The organism is Pseudomonas sp. AP42, from assembly GCF_001728935.1.
Classification (GTDB): domain Bacteria; phylum Pseudomonadota; class Gammaproteobacteria; order Pseudomonadales; family Pseudomonadaceae; genus Aquipseudomonas; species Aquipseudomonas lactis.
Genome location: NZ_LYSO01000014.1, coordinates 56,242 through 73,604, shown reverse-complemented (window position 1 = coordinate 73,604; position 17,363 = coordinate 56,242). Strand labels below are relative to the sequence as shown.

The 17,363-nt window shown below is 58.1% G+C and carries 23 protein-coding genes; 3 read left to right on the top strand and 20 right to left on the bottom strand.

The features are described 5' to 3' along the window. Position 1: 1 nt before the first annotated feature. The 11 genes from A7K61_RS33110 to A7K61_RS08140 all read right to left on the bottom strand — a co-directional run bounded on the left by A7K61_RS33110 (position 2) and on the right by A7K61_RS08140 (position 6,731). On the bottom strand, positions 2-175 hold the full coding sequence (locus A7K61_RS33110) for a hypothetical protein (protein WP_003189022.1): 174 nt from the start codon (positions 173-175) through the stop codon (positions 2-4). Between the two features lie 89 nt (positions 176-264). Then, positions 265-567, bottom strand: a complete 303-nt coding sequence (locus A7K61_RS08185) for a hypothetical protein (RefSeq protein WP_083263063.1) — start codon at positions 565-567, stop codon at positions 265-267. An 11-nt stretch (positions 568-578) separates the two neighbouring features. Continuing rightward, entirely contained in the window at positions 579-1,361 is a 783-nt protein-coding gene (locus A7K61_RS08180; protein ID WP_069557386.1) for a phage tail protein, read from the bottom strand. Between the two features lie 47 nt (positions 1,362-1,408). Further along, positions 1,409-1,939, bottom strand: a complete 531-nt coding sequence (locus tag A7K61_RS08175; RefSeq protein WP_069557385.1) for a phage tail protein — start codon at positions 1,937-1,939, stop codon at positions 1,409-1,411. Beyond that, entirely contained in the window at positions 1,936-2,574 is a 639-nt protein-coding gene (locus A7K61_RS08170) for a phage tail protein I (protein ID WP_069557384.1), read from the bottom strand. The genes A7K61_RS08175 and A7K61_RS08170 overlap by 4 nt, the downstream gene beginning before the upstream one ends. Further along, on the bottom strand, positions 2,571-3,566 hold the full coding sequence (locus tag A7K61_RS08165; protein ID WP_047712706.1) for a baseplate J/gp47 family protein: 996 nt from the start codon (positions 3,564-3,566) through the stop codon (positions 2,571-2,573). Before A7K61_RS08165 ends, A7K61_RS08170 begins: the two co-directional genes overlap by 4 nt. Next, entirely contained in the window at positions 3,563-3,895 is a 333-nt protein-coding gene (locus tag A7K61_RS08160; RefSeq protein ID WP_044272184.1) for a phage baseplate protein, read from the bottom strand. Before A7K61_RS08160 ends, A7K61_RS08165 begins: the two co-directional genes overlap by 4 nt. A gap of 9 nt (positions 3,896-3,904) precedes the next feature. Further along, the gene (locus A7K61_RS08155; RefSeq protein ID WP_047712705.1) at positions 3,905-4,516 is read right to left on the bottom strand and encodes a phage baseplate assembly protein V; all 612 of its coding nucleotides are present in this window, start codon (positions 4,514-4,516) and stop codon (positions 3,905-3,907) included. A gap of 3 nt (positions 4,517-4,519) precedes the next feature. After that, positions 4,520-5,035, bottom strand: a complete 516-nt coding sequence (locus A7K61_RS08150; RefSeq protein ID WP_069557383.1) for a hypothetical protein — start codon at positions 5,033-5,035, stop codon at positions 4,520-4,522. Between the two features lie 23 nt (positions 5,036-5,058). Then, complete coding sequence (locus tag A7K61_RS08145) at positions 5,059-5,397, bottom strand: phage holin family protein (RefSeq protein WP_003189007.1); 339 nt, start codon at positions 5,395-5,397, stop codon at positions 5,059-5,061. A 590-nt stretch (positions 5,398-5,987) separates the two neighbouring features. Beyond that, the gene (locus tag A7K61_RS08140; RefSeq protein WP_169855582.1) at positions 5,988-6,731 is read right to left on the bottom strand and encodes an XRE family transcriptional regulator; all 744 of its coding nucleotides are present in this window, start codon (positions 6,729-6,731) and stop codon (positions 5,988-5,990) included. Positions 6,732-6,908: 177 nt separating this feature from the next. Between A7K61_RS08140 and A7K61_RS08135 the strand changes: the two genes are divergently transcribed. The 3 genes from A7K61_RS08135 (at position 6,909) to A7K61_RS08130 (ending at position 8,619) form a co-directional block, all read left to right on the top strand. After that, complete coding sequence (locus tag A7K61_RS08135) at positions 6,909-7,631, top strand: zeta toxin family protein (RefSeq protein ID WP_069557382.1); 723 nt, start codon at positions 6,909-6,911, stop codon at positions 7,629-7,631. Further along, a complete protein-coding gene (locus A7K61_RS33105) occupies positions 7,631-7,798 on the top strand; it encodes a hypothetical protein (RefSeq protein WP_005785379.1) in 168 nt (55 codons plus the stop codon). The genes A7K61_RS08135 and A7K61_RS33105 overlap by 1 nt, the downstream gene beginning before the upstream one ends. A 461-nt stretch (positions 7,799-8,259) precedes the next feature. Next, positions 8,260-8,619, top strand: coding sequence for a hypothetical protein (locus A7K61_RS08130; protein ID WP_069557381.1), 360 nt, complete (start codon positions 8,260-8,262; stop codon positions 8,617-8,619). Here A7K61_RS08130 and A7K61_RS08125 read toward each other — a convergent pair. From A7K61_RS08125 to A7K61_RS08090, 9 genes are all read right to left on the bottom strand, one after another. Beyond that, a complete protein-coding gene (locus A7K61_RS08125) occupies positions 8,600-9,127 on the bottom strand; it encodes a lysis system i-spanin subunit Rz (protein ID WP_069557380.1) in 528 nt (175 codons plus the stop codon). The two genes, A7K61_RS08130 and A7K61_RS08125, sit on opposite strands and share 20 nt — an antisense overlap. Next, on the bottom strand, positions 9,127-9,552 hold the full coding sequence (locus A7K61_RS08120) for a cell wall hydrolase (protein ID WP_069557379.1): 426 nt from the start codon (positions 9,550-9,552) through the stop codon (positions 9,127-9,129). Before A7K61_RS08120 ends, A7K61_RS08125 begins: the two co-directional genes overlap by 1 nt. Then, the gene (locus A7K61_RS08115; RefSeq protein WP_069557378.1) at positions 9,552-10,232 is read right to left on the bottom strand and encodes an HNH endonuclease; all 681 of its coding nucleotides are present in this window, start codon (positions 10,230-10,232) and stop codon (positions 9,552-9,554) included. Before A7K61_RS08115 ends, A7K61_RS08120 begins: the two co-directional genes overlap by 1 nt. After that, positions 10,211-10,771 carry a tail fiber assembly protein gene (locus tag A7K61_RS34050; protein WP_069557377.1) on the bottom strand — a complete coding sequence of 187 codons (561 nt, stop codon included), beginning with the start codon at positions 10,769-10,771 and terminating at the stop codon, positions 10,211-10,213. The genes A7K61_RS08115 and A7K61_RS34050 overlap by 22 nt, the downstream gene beginning before the upstream one ends. Positions 10,772-10,773: 2 nt before the next feature. Further along, on the bottom strand, positions 10,774-11,250 hold the full coding sequence (locus A7K61_RS32285) for a hypothetical protein (RefSeq protein ID WP_139129472.1): 477 nt from the start codon (positions 11,248-11,250) through the stop codon (positions 10,774-10,776). Positions 11,251-11,269: 19 nt separating this feature from the next. After that, positions 11,270-11,917, bottom strand: coding sequence for a hypothetical protein (locus A7K61_RS32280; protein ID WP_139129471.1), 648 nt, complete (start codon positions 11,915-11,917; stop codon positions 11,270-11,272). Between the two features lie 328 nt (positions 11,918-12,245). Next, positions 12,246-15,971, bottom strand: a complete 3,726-nt coding sequence (locus A7K61_RS08100; protein ID WP_069557375.1) for a DUF1983 domain-containing protein — start codon at positions 15,969-15,971, stop codon at positions 12,246-12,248. Between the two features lie 57 nt (positions 15,972-16,028). Further along, positions 16,029-16,610 carry a tail assembly protein gene (locus A7K61_RS08095; RefSeq protein ID WP_069557374.1) on the bottom strand — a complete coding sequence of 194 codons (582 nt, stop codon included), beginning with the start codon at positions 16,608-16,610 and terminating at the stop codon, positions 16,029-16,031. Further along, the gene (locus A7K61_RS08090; RefSeq protein WP_069557373.1) at positions 16,607-17,362 is read right to left on the bottom strand and encodes a C40 family peptidase; all 756 of its coding nucleotides are present in this window, start codon (positions 17,360-17,362) and stop codon (positions 16,607-16,609) included. The genes A7K61_RS08095 and A7K61_RS08090 overlap by 4 nt, the downstream gene beginning before the upstream one ends. Between the last annotated feature and the right edge of the window lies 1 nt (position 17,363).

The following is a 17,363-nucleotide window of genomic DNA, read 5'->3' as shown; positions in this document are numbered from 1 at the left end:
GTTATTCAGCCTTCTTGGGGGTGGAGTTGAGGACGCTGGTCAGTTCCAGACGGCCGGCGGTGCGCAGGGCGGATGCTTCGACGTCGAGCAGTTCCAGTTCCTCGCCGGCGGTGGACCAATGGCCGTTGCCGATGGGGAATGGGATGAGGACGGTGTAGGTTTGGCGGGTGGGCATGGGTGGAAATCTCCGGGTGGGAAAATGCAAAAAGCCCCTGCGGGGAGGGGCTTGGGGGAGGCGAAAAAAAAACGCTTTCGCGGTGGGGGTTACTTATCTTCTGGCAAGGGGTAGCGCGCCTTGATTTCAGCTACTTTGGCTCGCCATTCTTTTTCCTTCTCAGCCGTACCGTCGAATTGCCATTCGAGGTACATCGGGTCAGCTTCGCTGACATAGGCAGAGCGGCGGGCAGCAATAGTGCTAGCGAGCGCGGCTGCGGCCGTGGCGTTCTCGATCAGCGTCTGAGCGGCCTCATCGCTAAAGCCCAGACCTTTGAGGGTCTGCGGGCTGGCGGGTACGTTGATCAACGAGTCGCCCGCAGGGGTTACCAACTTTTCGATAAACAAAGTCATTTGATCACTCCTTAAACCTTGGCGGTATAGCGAATGTCGTTATCGTGGGAATAAGCCAAACGCTTCTCTTCGAGGGTTTTACCGAGCGCAACCTCTGCCTGAGCCAAGGAATAAGGTTTCACCGCCCAACGAACTTCCCAATCGGCGTTAACGTCATCCTTCATAGTCACTTCAGTGTCTAACTTGCTGTAATTAACAGGATAATCAAATGTTTTGGTGATGGTATAGCTCAGCCCACCCCTCAGGTACATCCCAGAAAACTGCGGAGCATTCGTTAGTTGTCCAGCGACCAAACCCAAGTACATGGGCTTGAGCCCAGTAACGGCACGTGCTGTACAAACCATGCCAAACGAAACACCTCTCACCGTTTCACGGTAAGTCTGGGAGATGCGCTTGATAGCTAGGAAGTTAGCATCACCGTTCCATATATACCCGACGCCCTCGAGTTGCAAGTTCAAGCCAGCGATGTGATAAATCCCCTCACCGAAGGGTGCTTTGTCACTGTCTCGATAAAATACCCGCGAGACGGTAATTTCTGTTTCACCCGCCTCGTTACCAGGCATAGTCCACCAAACAGGATAAAACACCTCGGTGGACAATCCAGTGAGGTCAATATCCTGTTTATAAAGCGCACGACCATTAATATCCTTAGCCTGCACACTATTACGCCAAGCAGTAAACTGACTCGAAGCGGCCTCTACCCGCGCATCAATCTTCCCAATTTGGTTGGTAACCGTCTCCGTAAGCTTGTTACATGCATCCACAACCTTCGTGATAGTCGTTTCAAGTCCCATCATCAACTCCCTGTCAGTTAATCTTTCCAGCACTTTTGTCAGTGCTACTACTTCGCTTCAAGATGCATAAGCCGAAACATCAAATCAACGTGGCGGGACATATTGCCAACCGAAGCCGCGGCCATAATCGCGATCTCCTCCGCCAACAACAGATTCAAGTTCTCACTCCCCACCACAATCGTCACGCTATCCGCCGGCAACGGCGAAACATCCAGCGTAAACTTCTGCAGCACCCGCGCCGCTGCTGCTTTATACGTCAGCAACTTCCCCGCCACGGAATACACCGCCAGCAAGGTCCCACTGGCGAGGTAAAACCCGAACTCGCCAATCTCATACTCGCCGTCGCCATCAAACAGCGCGGCCATCCTGAGTTGGCGCTCGCCCAGGTCTTCGTAATCAACGATGGCCACCCGTTGGCGCTCGTCACGCAAGGCCACTTCGCTGCCGTCGGGGTTGTAGCGGCCGGTGCCGGCGCCGATGTGGGTGATTTCGCCTTTGAGGCCCTGGTTCTTTGCCTGCAGCACTTCATCCAAACCTTTGGAGGTGAAGCGCACCAGGCGCGTGATTTCATCTGTCATGGCTGCGCCCTGAGGTCGTAATCGTTAATGGTGTAGTGCTGGGTAACCCCGGCACTGTTGAGCCGAGCCACCAGCGCCAATTCCGGCAACGCGCCGTTCAGATAGAACTCGCCGTCGCTTAAAGGCGCGTCGAGCACTTGCGTGAGCGCGAGCTGGCCTTCGGTCTCATGCACGATGGTGATCGTCGCCTGATCGCGCTCACTTTTTGCCGCGTTGATGCGGCGGATCAGCCGGTTGTGGTCGCCGCTGGACCAACTGCGCCCGATGATCGCCTGCACGTCGAAGGTGTAAGGCACGCCGAGCGGACGTTGCTGGTACCAGGCGCTGATATTGGGCGTGAAGCCCAATGACTCCACCGCGTGGCTCAGCGCCTTGGGTGTGCCGGCCTGGCGCTGGATCTGCCAGGACAAGGCTACGGTCAGGCGCTTTTCCGCTTCGCTGGCCTCGGCATCCCATTCGCTGACGCCGCGGTCGGCGGCCAGGTAAGGCAGGAATTCGCTGGGCGTGTACAGCGGGTTCATCAGCGCCGGAAACGGCGGGGTGACGCGCTCAAGCAATCTGCCGAAGCCCAGGTCCAGGGCCTTTTCCAGCGGTGAGCTGTTGGCGGGCAGCAAACTCGCTTTGGGTTCACTCATAGCGTGCGCACCTCCACCTCGACGCCCGTGCAATACGGGGCCTGGAACGCGGTACTGACAATCGGCGCCAGCGGTTCGAGGATGTGCAGTTGCGCAGCGCCGGCACTGTGGATGGCGTAGTCGATCCAGCTGGGGTCCACCCGCCCTTCCAGGCGGTGGCAGGACTCTGCGTAGTCTTGCAGCAGTTTCTGCGCCGCCACTTGGGTCAGCCCCGAGTCCGGGCCGGCGTTGATCTTGGCCACCACACGAATTTTATAGGGTTGAATCTGCGCGCCTTGGACGCTGACTAGATCGGTTTCCGGCCTTACATCTGGCCGTGCGAAATGTCGACGTACGCCGTCAAGCAAGTCGATAGATGGCGTGCCGTCGCCTTCCCTGGAAAGCACGGTGACCATGACTTCACCCGGTGCGGTGCGGCGAGCGTTGCCGTCCTTGACCTGGGCCGCGTAGCCGTCGGGGTCGAAGGTGTAGGTGACCGTGACCACACCGGGTGTCGCGCTTTGTACTTTCACTGCTGGGCGCTCGCCCAAGGTGAACACTTCGCGGCGATACTGCATGCGCGAGCCCGCCGCTGGGGCGTGGGGTGCCAGGTAGTAGCGCAGGCGGGCGTCGTCGTCGCTTTCCAAGGTGGGCGGCACCGGCGGGAACGCGGCCGGGTCGCCTGGGTCGAGTACTTGGCGTTCCAGGCCCATATCGGCCAGGCGCGCATCGAGGTTGCTGCCGGTGGCCCACCACGCCAGCATCTGCTTGATGCGGGCGTTGTATTTGCGCTCATGGGTTTGCAGACGCACGCAAAAGGCTTCCAGGGCCAGGGTCAGCAGTTCGCTTTCGTTGTCGAGGCTGACCTGGAGTTTGGCTGCGCTTTGCGGCGCGCGGGTGGCGACATAGTCGATGACAAACGCTTTGAATTCGGCCAGCAACGGTTCGAACTCATCGACCTTAATGATGGCCGGTTCCGCCAGTTGGTTCTGGCCGGGGATCAGCATGCTCATGTCACGACCTCGAAGGATTGTTGGCGGTTTTTCCAGGTGCCGGCAAACCGCAACAGCAGGCCGGCGCCTTGGCGAGTGGCGACGATGACCTGAGGGTCGAAGTCGCCGATACCGTTGTGGGTGTTGTAGAAGGCCTGCGCGGCGTGGCTCTGGGCGAGGATCAACAGGTCGTCGCCGAGGTTCTGGCCGAGCAACTGTGGGATCAGCGAGCCGTACAACGGGCGCTTTTGCCGCGTTCCGATGGGGGTGGTCAGCGCTCGGGTGGCGCGCTGCACAAATTGCAGCCAGTCGTCGACGGCCGCCCCGGTGTTCCTATCGATTCCAAGCATGGGATGTCCTTATCGGGGGCTGATGACGCGTCCTTGATGGTCCACCACCGGGCCGCTGAAGTGCGCGCCGCCGGCATCCAGCAACAGGCTGGTACCGCCGACTTGCAGGGTGATGCCCTGGGCGCTGAGGGTCAGGCTGGTGGCGCCGACTTTGACGTCAACCTGTTCGCGGGAACCGCTGAACGTGGTCGGGCCGTTGACCCAGTTGAAGGTGTGGCTGGCGTCGTCGTAGTCGCTTTGGGTGCCGTCTTGATGTCGGCGCCGGGTCAGCGTCGCCACGCTGGAGACCGGCGGGAAGCGATCACTGTTAAGGCCGAACAGGGCCACGGATTGCACACCACCCTCCCCCCCGCCGTAGTTGAGCAGCAGGCATTGCTCACCCACCGTGGGAATGCGGGTTTCGGTTTGTGCACCGGCACTGGGGTTGAAAAAGCGGATCGCCGGGGTGAGCAGGTCACCGTGGCTGACCTTGCAGGTGTTGCTGGCCGCATCGACCTGCTGGCAAATGCCGATCCGACAAAAGCTCTCGGCGCGGCGGTAGAGGTCCTCGAGCTGGGACTCCATCTCGGCCAGGCGTTCGACGATCGGTCCCAATTGCATGCGTAACAGCGCGTCGAACATGGGCTACTCCACCAGTGGCTTGTAGTGAGCCGGGTCGTCGATGTTGGAGACGTCCCAGGTGCAGGCAAATAGCGGTTGGCCTGTGGGATCGTCGAGTAACGCCGGCCCCAGATAGAGGGTTTGCGTGAAGGAAACCGTCCAGGTGTCGTAGTCCGTTTGCACGGAAGTGCGCACAGCGGGCGCAGCGACGATATTCGCCGGCAAATCGCACTGTGCCTGGGGTAGGTTCCAACGGTTATCCAGCACCAGGTCCATCAGTTGGCTGGCCAGGTCGCAGGCATCGAACGGCAATGCACCGGGGGCGACCATGGCCCTGAGTGAAATGGCCAGAACGTGGGCCTTGCGCCCTTCACGGGAGCGAATGCCCGGGCCATTGCCTTCGACCGTAACCATTACGCCGGTTTGTTCAGCATCGCCTTGAAAGTCCTGGTGACTGCCAACCTTGATGTCCGGGAAGGCCGCATGCAGCGCCGCGCCGATGGCTTGGGGCAGTTGGGATGGCTTTTCGATAAACGTCATTTTAAGTCGCGTCCTTGCAACGATTAGTGCGGGTCCTGGCCGGAGCCTTGGTTGATCCCGATGCGCTTGGCCGCCCATCGCTCATAAAGGCCGATGGCCACGTCGGCACCGGCCATGGCGGTCAGGCAACCAATGGCGCCGGCGGTCCAGATCGACATGCCGGCGGCGTAGCACAGCATCAAGGCCGACACCCCGCAGACCATGCATGCCCCGGAACGCAGGGCCAGACGGCGGATCAGCGACCAGCCACGTGCGCCCTCTTTATCGGCGCGCCACATTTCACCTGAGACCCCGCCGATCACCGCCAATACGATCACCAGCCAGATAGGCATTTCCGCTAACGCTTGCTGTTCATTTGTCATGTCACGCCTCCTGGCTGAGCAATAAATAGTCCGTATTTCATTTACAAATGCTTGGGTAGGTAGGCATTCCAAAAAGCCCGGTCGCCCGGGCTTTTCAGTAATGATGTCCTCGGACTTTCGGCGCTACTGGCGCGGTACGGTCCTTTCCTCGATGTTTTTCCGACCACGATCCCTGTCTGCCGGATAACTGCTTCTGGTGCTTTACGCTGCACACCCGGGTCAGTTGCCAACCCTCTGAACCGTTAAGGCCGGTTCATCGCTGCCTGTTGTTGAAGCGTTGAAACTAAAGAGCGTCGGCATCCTTGCCGGTGTTGCCTGGCATCCGTGCCATCGCTTCGATGGCGTCCTTGCCGATGTTGCGTGCCTTCCTTGTCTTCCTTGGCAGCATCCTTGCCGCCTCCACCAGGCCTTGTTGGCTGGCTTGAGGTGAAGAATATGCATGTATGCATATACAGTCAATGCACAGATGCATTTATTTTTGCCATGAAAATGCACGAATGCATTGGAAGCCTTGCGGGCTTGGGCTTGGCCGGTTTTCTAGGGCCGAAAAAAAACCCGCACATGGGCGGGTTTCTTCTTACGCGTGGAGGTTAGCGGGCGTACATGCCCCACCAGAAAACATGACCGAGGATACTGATCTGCTCATCCTGGATCTCCTGAAAGCTGTAATCCTCATCCGGATGTTCATCACGGTTGAAGCTGCGCAGGCGAATCCCGGAAGGCAGGCGGTAGAGCTGTTTAACCCGCAACTGGCCGTTGTGATTGATGGCATACAGGTCGCCATCGACGATGTCGCCAATGCCGCTCTTGCCGGCATTCACCCCTACCGTGGCGCCGTCGCGCAACACCGGCAACATACTGTTGCCGCGCACCGTCACGCACTTGGCCTGGTCGAACTGCACACCGTTATGCCGCAGGCTGCGCTTGCCGAACCGCAGGCTGGCCTTCTCGCTTTCCTCGATGACGAATCTTCCTGATCCAGCAGCCAATTCAACCTCGCGCAGAAAGGGGATCGACACCTCGTCATCATTAACGGGGGTGTCGTCGTCCCACAGGCTTATGTCCTTGAGTTCCGAATGCATCGGGTCGCGCCCGTCATCGCGCAAAGCGCCCACTGCTGCGCGCCCGCGCAGGTAATCAGTGCTCACGCGGAAATACTCGGCGATACGGGAGATGTGTTTATCCGACGGATCAACGATCTTGCCGCTGAGGATCCGGGACAGTGTGGATTGAGGCACGCCAGTGCGTCGGTGAAGCTCCGTGGGGGAGATCCGGTCGCGGTCCAGCAATTCTCTTAAGACGATAGAAACGTTGCGTTTTTGCATAGCGCGGATAGTGACGGGAGTTTTGGGGGTTGGCAAATGCTAATTTGCATATCTATACATAAAACGGATGCATTAAGTGACGTTTCGGCCAGTAAAGGAGCTGGAATCGCGTGATAGTCTCTACCTCACCACCGAAACAGATGGGGATGTTTAATGGAACAGACCGCATTTCCCGAAGCAGGGAGAATGACACCGGCAGAGATTGATATTTCAGAAGAAGCACTGCGCTTTGCCCGCTCAAATAAAAAATCAATTGCCAAACGGCTGACAGACAAAGCTATCTATCCATCAGAAGAGTCGCCGGTGTCCGTCTTCATGGCAGGATCACCCGGAGCAGGAAAAACCGAGGCCTCAATCGCTCTCGTGAACCTGTTCGCCGACACCCCCATCCTAAGGATCGACCCCGATGAGCTTCGCAAGGAGTTTGCAGCGTATCAGGGGGCGAACTCGTGGCTGTTTCAACCAGGCGTATCTATTTTGGTCGAAAAAATCGTCGACCTCGCATTGGATCAACGACAATCCTTCCTGCTCGATGGCACCTTTTCGAATCTAAAAATAGCTAGAAGCAATGTGGAACGCTCATTGAAAAAGGGCAGATTCGTACAGATCTTGTATGTGTATCAAAACCCCATGCTTGCTTGGGATTTCGTGAACGCTCGCGAGGAGGCCGAAGGTCGGAGAATTCGTAAAGAGCATTTCATCGAGCAGTACTTTGCGGCACGTGACGTAGTGAACGCCCTTAAGCTAGAGTACGGAGGCGACGTTCACGTGGATTTGCTCATCAAGCATATCGACAACTCTGGACGACTTTACAAAGCAGGTGTCGACAAAATTGACTACCATATTCCCGAGCAGCATACACGGGCCGATCTAGCGGCTAAGCTCGGGCCACCATCAGGAGCGCGTTGATGATATCGATCAAGCTGGGCTTGTCCAAAGGCGCAAAAAGCTCCTTTGCCGACTTTATCCGTGACGCAAAATCCGAGCAGAAAAAGCGCGTCTACAGTGAGGTTCTGACTGAAGCGACCAAGCAGCAGAATCTCGTGATGATGAAGGCAGAAGCGAAAAGAGCTTGATTGCACACCGCCTTTCGAAGCCCGGCCCTGTGCCGGGCTTTTTATTGGGTTAATTTGCTTTTTACCTAGCCGTTTGCAACCTGCGAACCCGCCACCTCGCGTGTTAACCTTGCCGCCATCGCAAAAAATGCTGGGCCAAGCGCCCCCTTTGCCCCATCACTTTCAACGAATTTGCCTATTACCCAATGAGTAAAAACACCTCCGATCTGTCCTCCCACACCCCGATGATGCAGCAGTATGGGCTTGAGCGATGTGCAGGCCACGCACCGCGTGGCTTTCGGGTCGCATCTGTCTAAAACCCTAACCTCATTTTGAAGGCTTTAGGGCCAATGAAACCGTATTAGCAACAGGTAGTATTAGACAGATAGCCACCCTCCCAGGCGTCCTGCCGACGAACACCACTCCCCAAACCAGCAACACCTCGATTACTGTACGCACATACAGTATTTGAGATTCACGCTATGAACGTAGACATGGACACCGACGATTGGCTCGGCTGCCCCACTCCGCTGGAGATGTACCAGCACCAATGCTCAATCCTCGTGGATGAGCTCGTGGAGACAGAGCGCATGCTGCGTCGAGCACGGGCGAATATCGCCGGCCTGGTGCAGATGAACGACCTGCTGATGACCGGAAAGGATCAGGCCGAGACGGCCCTGAAAGGCGCACTATCCCAAGTTGCTACCTTGAACCTGGAAAACTCAGCCCAGGGCCGCCAGTTAAACGGGTTGGCGATAATCACGGAGCAGAGAGACCACCTTCTCAGGGAAAACCAGCGATTGCTGGCAGAGCTGCGGGCACTCAAGGAGCCACAGCCCTGACGTACGCCTGGCACGCACGCAAGGCTATTATGGCGTTGTCCCCGTCATCGGTGATGCGGACAATTCGTTGCGCATGCGCTGGGTCAAGTTGGGCTCGACGGGCTGCATGAACCACACCGACGGCGCCGGGGGCGGTAGGCACGTTGCAGCTACTGGCTGAATCCTCGGCAATGAGGACTGACAGCCGGACATCAGCAGTAGCAAGCTGATCACGCAGGCGAACCTGGTTGCGTTGGGCATCGGATAATTCCTTGGTGTGTTGTTGATCCTGGAGCGCGAGCTTTTCCTCGGTGGCCAGGCGCTTATCCAGCTCAGCCGACTGCTGACGCCAGGCCTCGCCAGTGATTGCATCCAGTTCCTTCTGGTGGTGGGCGCCCTGCTCCGCGATACGCTCAGCCATCTTCTTACCCAGGCGCCAGTCCTGAACTTGCCACGCCCCGCCAAAGCCGATGGCCAGCGCCAGCAGGATTGCCAGCCCCAGGCCGATCAGCTTCTGTACGGGCGTCATCACGGCACATCCTTGAAGAAGATGTGGTGACCAAGACGCAGCGTCTGCTTGGCCTTCGCCGCCCAGGCCGGGGCCTTGGGCATTGTGGTTGCGTAGTAGTGCGTGGCGCCGCCAGTTGGATCCGGTACCGCACCAGACATCACCTGGTCAGCCGCACGTTGGGCCTGGGCGAACTGCGCGGCCGGGATCTGCTTTGCACCGCTCAGGTAGGCGTAGTTCGGATCGTTCTGGTTCCAGCAGCTGAACTGCCAGGATTTCAGGCATACACCGGCGTAGCCCTCGCCCCACCATGATTTGGCCTTGCCGTCGAACACACGGTTGCGGATGGTCCAGGCCACGGCGATCTGCCCGTCCAGCCCCTCACCGCGGGCCTCACCGAATATTGTCCGCGCCAAAATATCGCGGTCTTTCTCAGTCGCATTCATTAGATATGACTCCAGGATTTTCGGTTGACGATTTTGGAAATGGTCTGGAAGGCGACGCCGAATTCCCGGCCAATAGTGGTCAGGCTTGCACCAGTCATCCGGCGCGCCCTGATTTTCAGGACCAGGTCGTCGTTAAGTTTTGCACCGCCGTTTTTCGTGCCTGCCGGGATTGTGCCGTGGGCAATCTTGTCGCTCTCGTTTTCGGCGCGCGTCTTCCAGGACAAGTTCGAGTAATGCGTATTTCGGGGGTCGCCATCGCCGTGAGCTACCTCGTTTCGATCTCCGGATGGAGGACCGAGGAATGCCATTGCGACGAGGCGATGAGCTTCGAATGCCTTGTTCTTGCCATTGATGGTGATCTTGAAGCGCGGGTATCCAGCGTGATGCCAGCAGAACGATAGGATCTTGCCCGGAAAGGTGTGGCGACCTGGTGTGCGCCTACGCACATGGCCGTATTCGCTCACCTCGTAATCGCCAGATGCGTGACAGAGGCGCCACTCAATGGCGTCGAGGCTGACCCCGGCGGGTACAGGAATCTCCCTCATCGCCCACCCCGCAGCGTGCGCGCCAGGATGTCCCGGTCTTTCTCGGTTGCGTTCATGCTTTTCTCCAGGCGAAAAAAAACCGCACAAGGCGGTGATGGTTTCCAGATCGGCGATCAGGCCGGAACCACGGGCCACTCGATAGCGTCCGGGTAATGCTCCTGCTCGGGCACTCGGCTCAGCGCAACGCGGTACTTCTTCCAGTCTTTAAGCTGGGCAAACTCTGCATCCGTAGCCTCGTCGACGTCCACCGCATCCTGCAGCGGCGCAACGGCGTAATCCGCGACGGCACGCAGACGGATGATCTCAGCCTGGGCAGATTCTAGTGGGTCCACGACAACCGGCGGAAGCTCCGGCACTTGCTCCAGCGGAATATCGGGCACCAGGATGTGAAGCGTGACCATCGTTTTCAGATCGTAGGGTTCGCCATCCATAGTGACGGTCACGGTCAACAGGCCTTCAGCGAAAGCAATATCGACCTTTGCGGTATTCTCCGAAGGATGCAGCGAGTAGCCCCAGCCCTGGTCCAATGGCGGAAAAGGAACCATGCCCAGGGTGCCCGTGACGCAATACACCCCGACACCAGAGCGGTAGCTGTCGACTTCTGTACCGCCCAGCGAGGTCAGATCGAACTTCGCGCCGGTCTCGCCCACGATATTAATTGCTGCTCTTGCCATGATTAAATCGCCTTGAGGGTGCCATCTTGGGCACGGGTGGTATTTGTTGTGTCGTATATCTGCCGCCACCCAAGCGGGATGCCACTTGCGTTCACCTGGCGCCAGTACAGACCGGCGGCGGTCTGGTAAACGCCAGCAACGATGTCAACAGCCCAAAGGCTGTTATCCGCAAACCTTGAGCGAATCCCCACAGCATTAGGTGCGCCAGGTGCGCCCCCAGTAGTAGTGCCATCGAGATGAGAAATAAACCGGCTACCATCAAGCGCGAAAGAAGAGTTGCCCACAACAGCCGCAGAAGCAGCTACTTCCATTACATTACCTTCATTCAAGCCTACATTTCGATTGGATGCAGAGCCCAACAAAGAATTCCTGCTGTAAAGCTCTTGGGTCATAGCGTTTATCTTTACGGCGGTGCTGCGAGTAGTGTCTCCGCCTGCTCCTGTTGGCGCGGTACCAATATTGATTTCTTGTCTTGCCATCTATCTAAACTCCAAAATTTCAAACAGAGAGTTTTCCAAATACAGCCGGAAGCAGAAAGTAAAAAGGATTAGTTACACCTGTAACACTGAACCTTAAAACCGACGCAGCGAAGTCAAATCTTAGCCCCGTCGTCCTACTTTCATTATTCCCTCCCATCATTGGCATTCTTGCATTATTTATCATTAGGTAATCGCCTAGCTCATAGCTCATCGGCACCGAATACCAATTCGTCCCGATACCTTGACCGCTGGTAGTCGAGTGGGTATATGTCCAGTTCTGCACAACTCTGGTAAAGACTGCCGCCTGAGTACCAGAATCGAATATTTGCTTGCCATCCGCTGCCCACAGTCTCAACCCATAAGATGCGGTTGGCTTCGATGAAAAGGCCGCAACAAAAATAGCGCCTGAGTGAGCCTGCCCCGATGTGATACTACACCCTGTCCATGCGCCGGGTGATCCAGCCAGCAGAACCCCTAGCTGAATGAACGACCCGTTACTTTGAGGCCGAATAAAGATAAGAGGAGGCTCCGGCGTGTCAATAGCTGAAGCAAACACAATGGAAGCGCCCGCTGTATACGTGCCTTTGTGAAAAACACACAGCCTCGCATATTCGGAATCAAGAGAGACAGATCCAGCGTCATTAACCACCTCTAGACCATAACTCATCAAGCCCACCTCATAACTATTAAACGCATCGTCGCCAGGGAAATAGAATCATTCGGCCTCTGACCTAGAAAGTTTCTTACAGAAACTACTCCATTCCCCATCTCACACTCCAACTGCCTATTAGTTGATAGGCTGTCGTCATTATTATTGTTGATTGGCAGCATGAAACATACTGAATTGCTAGGACTGCAGCCAGGCACAGAAAACGTTTTTGTTGATCTACCCTCGCCCGCATATGAAACAAGTACGGACAGAACAACCCTATAAGTTGAAGTGCCCGTATCGAATTCCAGCACGCCAGATGAAGACCATATTCTCAGACCGAAACTCATTCGCTCAAATCTCCGATTTGGACGCGCTTGATATTCCCGTTGTCCCAAAATCGCAACGAGCGATTAGTCATCGTTGCTCTGCCCTGCCCAGGAACAACGCCGTTCATTTCAAACGTCCCGTCGAAGAATAACTTCCAACCCGTCTTGCCTGGGTCATAGTTGTTCGACTGGATGTAGTTACCGATCTTGGCGTTTGTTATTGTGCCGTCCTGGATGAACGCGGCCTTGATAAAGGTCTGCCCATCCTGGACCGCGAACGGTACTGAACCTGCCTGGCCGATGGCGAACCTGTCAGCGTCAATGATGAACTGCGACTGCAAGCCGCCAGGCCCATTCTCCAGGCCAAGACCGATACCGGCGTACTTGTAGAGCCCGGTGGCGGTCTCGTACTGCATCCGCACCGACCAGTTAGCCGTGACCTTGCCGTCGACCGTTTGAATTGCCGTGGTGTTGGTCTGGATAGCCAAGGTGTTGCCGTTAACCGAGTTCTTGACCGTCTCAATGCTGGACGACAATGCGCCGTAGGCATTGATTCTGGCGGTTTGCTCAGCGACCACCGCGGCGGCGTTGTTGGCCACCTTCACTTCCACTGTGTCGGTTCGCTGCCCCTGCACCAGGTCACCCTCGATCAGGGCGGACTGAACAGACCAGACGCCAACGTAGCTTTCGTCCGAACCGATCAGCGCAGTGTCATCACCCTGGAGTGGTGGATTGACCTGCAAGTAAATGCCGTCAACCCGCTGCGCCGTGGTGGTGACCTTGCCGTCTAGCGTGGTAACCGTGGCCTTGAGGGTGCTTAACCCGCTGGCCGTGGCGTTCACGCCCGTTACTGGATCGTTGACCGTGACCTTCACCGCATTGAGCTGTTGCGCCTGGGCCGTGATGTCCTGGCCATGCTGGTTGATAGTCGCCGAGTTCTGCTGAACCTGCGTTACCAGGGCATTCACCGTCTGAGTTACCATGCCGATGTCGGTCCAGTAGGTAGCGTTCGGCGGCGGACTGTTCGCCGGTACTGGGCCGTTCGCCTGATACAGGTGCTGACCCATGCGGACGATATCGTTAAGCGCGTACGCCTTCGCAGGATCGTACTCCAGCGCATCGACGATCTGGTCAATCAGCCCTTCCAGCTCATCCTTGGCCGCTTCGATGCGCCCATTGACCGAGCCAGGGCCGTTGCCGTCGATAAGGTCAATGCGCTCCTTCAGCAGCTGGCCAAGGGAGGTTTCGTCTATCTGCCCCTTGATCTGCTCAAGAATCGGCCCAGCATCAGAACTGGCTTGCCCCATCACCCCATTCACCACCGGATAGAACGGACCGATGTTGCCGGTACGGTCCACCAGGCGCGCCCAGAAGAACAGCGTTGCGCCCGCCAACAGGGACTGCATCCGGTAGTCGGCCTGCGGATATGCCAGGTCGGCCAGCTTCGTCGCGGCCGGCAGGTTATTCGCCGGGCCATACCAAAGCTCGGTACGCTGGGTATCCTCGGCGCCAGCAGGGAAGCCCCACTTGATGCTGATCCCGAACAGTTCGCTTTTGGTGGTCAGGAACGACACCGCAGGCGGCAGGCCGGTCTTTCCTTCCAGATTGGTCAGGTTGGAGTTTTTCCAGATCGACGAGATTTCAAAGGCGCTCACTGCGCGAACCCGAGCCAGGTAGGCGCCCGAGTAAATACCGGTGACGTCCACGCTCGTCGAGCCTGTACGCTGCACCTTGATCCAGTTGCCGTTGTCCTTGCGCCACTCCACGTCATAGGCGACGGCGCCAGCAACAGCGGGCCACGAGATGTTCATGGTGCTGATGGCCAGGCCCTGGTCGATGGAAATGTTCGATGTGATCGTGACGCTCGCCGGTGCCGGAACCACAGTGATCGGAATCACGCTGATTGGGCGTTCTTCCAGGCGTGCGCCGGTATCAATGCTGGAGAACTTGCTTGGCTCGTACTGCAAAGCGCTGATGTCGTAATCACCCTCTGGCGTCCGTGCGGTTCGCATCACTCTATATAGAGGGATTGCCAGGTCGTCAGCGTCGATCGCCCACTGGAGTTGTGCAGCAGGTGCCTCACTGTAGGCCACGGTCACGGTTACATTACGACCGCTCACGCTTTCCACGGTGCGTCCTTCTGCCCGCCCGCCCGGTAGATTGATCACCAGCCGGTCACCGGCCTTCGCCAGGGTGTCGCGGTCTAAGGTGATGACCTTCCCCGCCGCTGCCGCAATGCGCCCGCCGATCTCCCGGCCAGCCAGCAGCGAGTCGGCAACCGGAATGATGAAGCCAGGCAGCGGGATACGGCCTTCCATGCCGGTCCTGAAGCTGATCGTGCGGTCCTGGTTGTTGCTCAGGACTAGCCATTTTGCCCGACGCTGGGCTTCAGATGCCCGGGTGCAACCGATGGCACTGATCTCAGTCGGCTTGTCGCCCAGGCGGCGCTGTAGCGGCAGGTCTGAATAGACCGTGACGTCGGTGTCGTAGTTGTTGAGCGGGTTGTCGTAGCTGACCAGACAGCGAGTGAAGCGGGTCTTCGCCGAGGCGCTGCCGTAGGAGATCTTGCCGTCGATGACGTTGGACCGGGTGAAGACGTAATCGATGTCCTGCGCCCGAGGCATATCAGCCTGCATGACCAACTGGCCCTGGGCCCAGTACGTCATCCCGCGATAGATACCGGCGATGTCGCGCAGCAGTGACCAAGCGTCGGCCTTGCCCTGCAGGTTCATGTCGCACAGGAAGCGCGGCTCAACGCCATCAGCACCATTGGGCACCATCTGGTCGCAGTATTGCGCGATGCGGTACAGCTCCCACTTGTCCACCATCCACGGCTTGATGCGGCGGCCCAGGCCGAAACGGTCCTGGGTGCAGATCCCGTAGGTGATCCAGGCCGGGTTGTTGGTCCAGGCCTCCTTCATCGTACCGTCCCAGGCGCCAGAGTACGTGCGGGCCACTGGATCATAGTTGCTAGGCACCTGCCAGCGGCGGGCCTTGCACTTCACGGTGACGGCCGGAATATTGGTGAACTGCTCGGCGTCGAACTCGATGAACAAAAGCGCAGTGTTCGGGTAGCGGAGCTTCGCGTCGATCACCTGCGTGTAACCGGCAATGAACAGGCTGTCCGCAATCTTGTCGGTGTTCTGGTTTGGCGTAATGCGACGAACACGGATCAGCCAGCCACTTGTTGCAGGAGGCAGATCAATGCGCAGGGACCTCTCATATCGAGTAGTGGTCTTTCCCGCCAATGCGCCGACCAACACCTCCTGATAGGCACCGCCATCCGTTGCCACGTCGACTGCGTATTCAATGCGATAGCCGTTGATATTGCCTTCGCTATCCTGGCTCGCCAGTCGTGGCGTTGCCAGACGGATGCGCGCCGCCGAAAGCTGCAGGTTGGTCAGCGACTGCACCCAAGGGGTACCGCTACGTAACTCAATATTCAGCGACGTTTCATTGTCTACAGACGGAATACCTGGAATGTAGGTCTGATCTACGGAGCCGGGACGCCAATCCCACTTCACATTGGTGAAGTTGAAGTTGCCGCTCGCATCCTGGATAGGAGTGTTATCGAGGAAGATGTCGCGCGCCGTCGGGGTTCCGTCAAATTCGCCCTCGCCTATGGCGATCAGGATCTTCGCAAGGTTGGTTGAGCGCAGGCTGTCGGGCGCCTCTACCGGCGACTTAGGCTTACTCTCGCCACCTTTTGACCCGTGTATGTCCAGCTTCTGTGCTGCGCCCATGCTTTCCTCCAGGCAATAAAAAACCGCCTCTTGGGCGGCTTGTTCGCATCGTCGTGTCTATGTCTTGTCCTCGGCGTAAATCGATGCCGAGATAATTGCCCCGCCCCACCGGCGCTCACCGATGCAAATGGGAACAGGGTTGCCGCTAGCCGTGGTGTTCTTGGCCGAGCCGAACGCGTAGCTGGGCATGTTTTCTGGTGAGGCGCTTTGCTTGAGTCCGGACGCCTGGGGACTAAGCATCTGAATCACACCGCCGGCGAGTAATGCGATGCCAGTACTGAGGGTCGCACCTCCGGTAAAATAAGACGCGGCGATCAGTACAACGCCGATGATTGTTTGGAGCAGGCCGGCGCGCTTTGCGCCCTCTACCACCGGCACAATCCGAACTTCCTTGGTCCCACCCATGCCGAATTGATCCTGCCCGGCGTTCTTCCGGTTGCGGAAGATGGCGAAGCGCAGGCCGAGCCGGTCAAGTCGCCGGATCTCTGCTTCGAACCCGTCAATGGTTGACTTCAGCGCCCTGAACACCTCCCAGGTATCGCCCGAGCCAACCTGGCGCCGGTGCAGCCTGCCGAACTTCTGGGCCAGCGAGCCGGACAACTTGATAGTGGTCATCGGCGAATAAACGATGGCGCTCATCTAGCCTCCTTGTGTCGAAGAATTAAGCGGGTGCGCTGGAGCCACGGGCCGCCGTAGACGATTACCTCGGACGGCCGGCCATACAGGTGGTGCAGCACAAAGGGGCCGGGGCCGAACACGCCAGAATCTTCGCCAGGCAGCTCCGGCTCTGTCCCCAGGTATATCCCTGCGTGGTTTGGGTGGGCCGTGCGGCCGACCTCCATCACGATCATGTCGCCGCGCTGCGGGGTGTCGACCTGCTCGAAGCCGGCGGCGGCGTAGTTCGCCTCGTACAAGCTGGTGCTGTCTGCGCTCTCCCACCAGCCATCAGCCCGCTGGAAGGACTCGAACTCAAGGCCCCAGTCGCGCTGGTACCAATCCGCGCAGACCTGCCAGCAGTCCCAGGCGCCGTGTACGAACGGGCGCTTGAGCAGCGCCGTGCTGCCGGTCGGCGTGATCGTGCGCAGGTCGCCCTCAGGCCAGGACAGAATGTGCCAAGGCAAGGCCGTGGCCTCACACATCGCCAGGTCTCGCGACGACGGCCTGCTGGTGGCGTCCGGATGCGAGTGCACGATGCCGATCACCTGGCCCTCATCTTCCGCCGCGGCGTAGTCCTCCGGCTCGAGCCGGAACTCTTCGTTTGGCTCGGTGGCGATGTTCCGGCACGGGAAGTATTTCTGCGCCCTGCCCACGGCCAGTACCAGCCCGCAGCACTCTTTCGGGTACTCGGCGACCGCATGCGCCTGGATGGCAGCAAGGATGTGTTTGCGCATG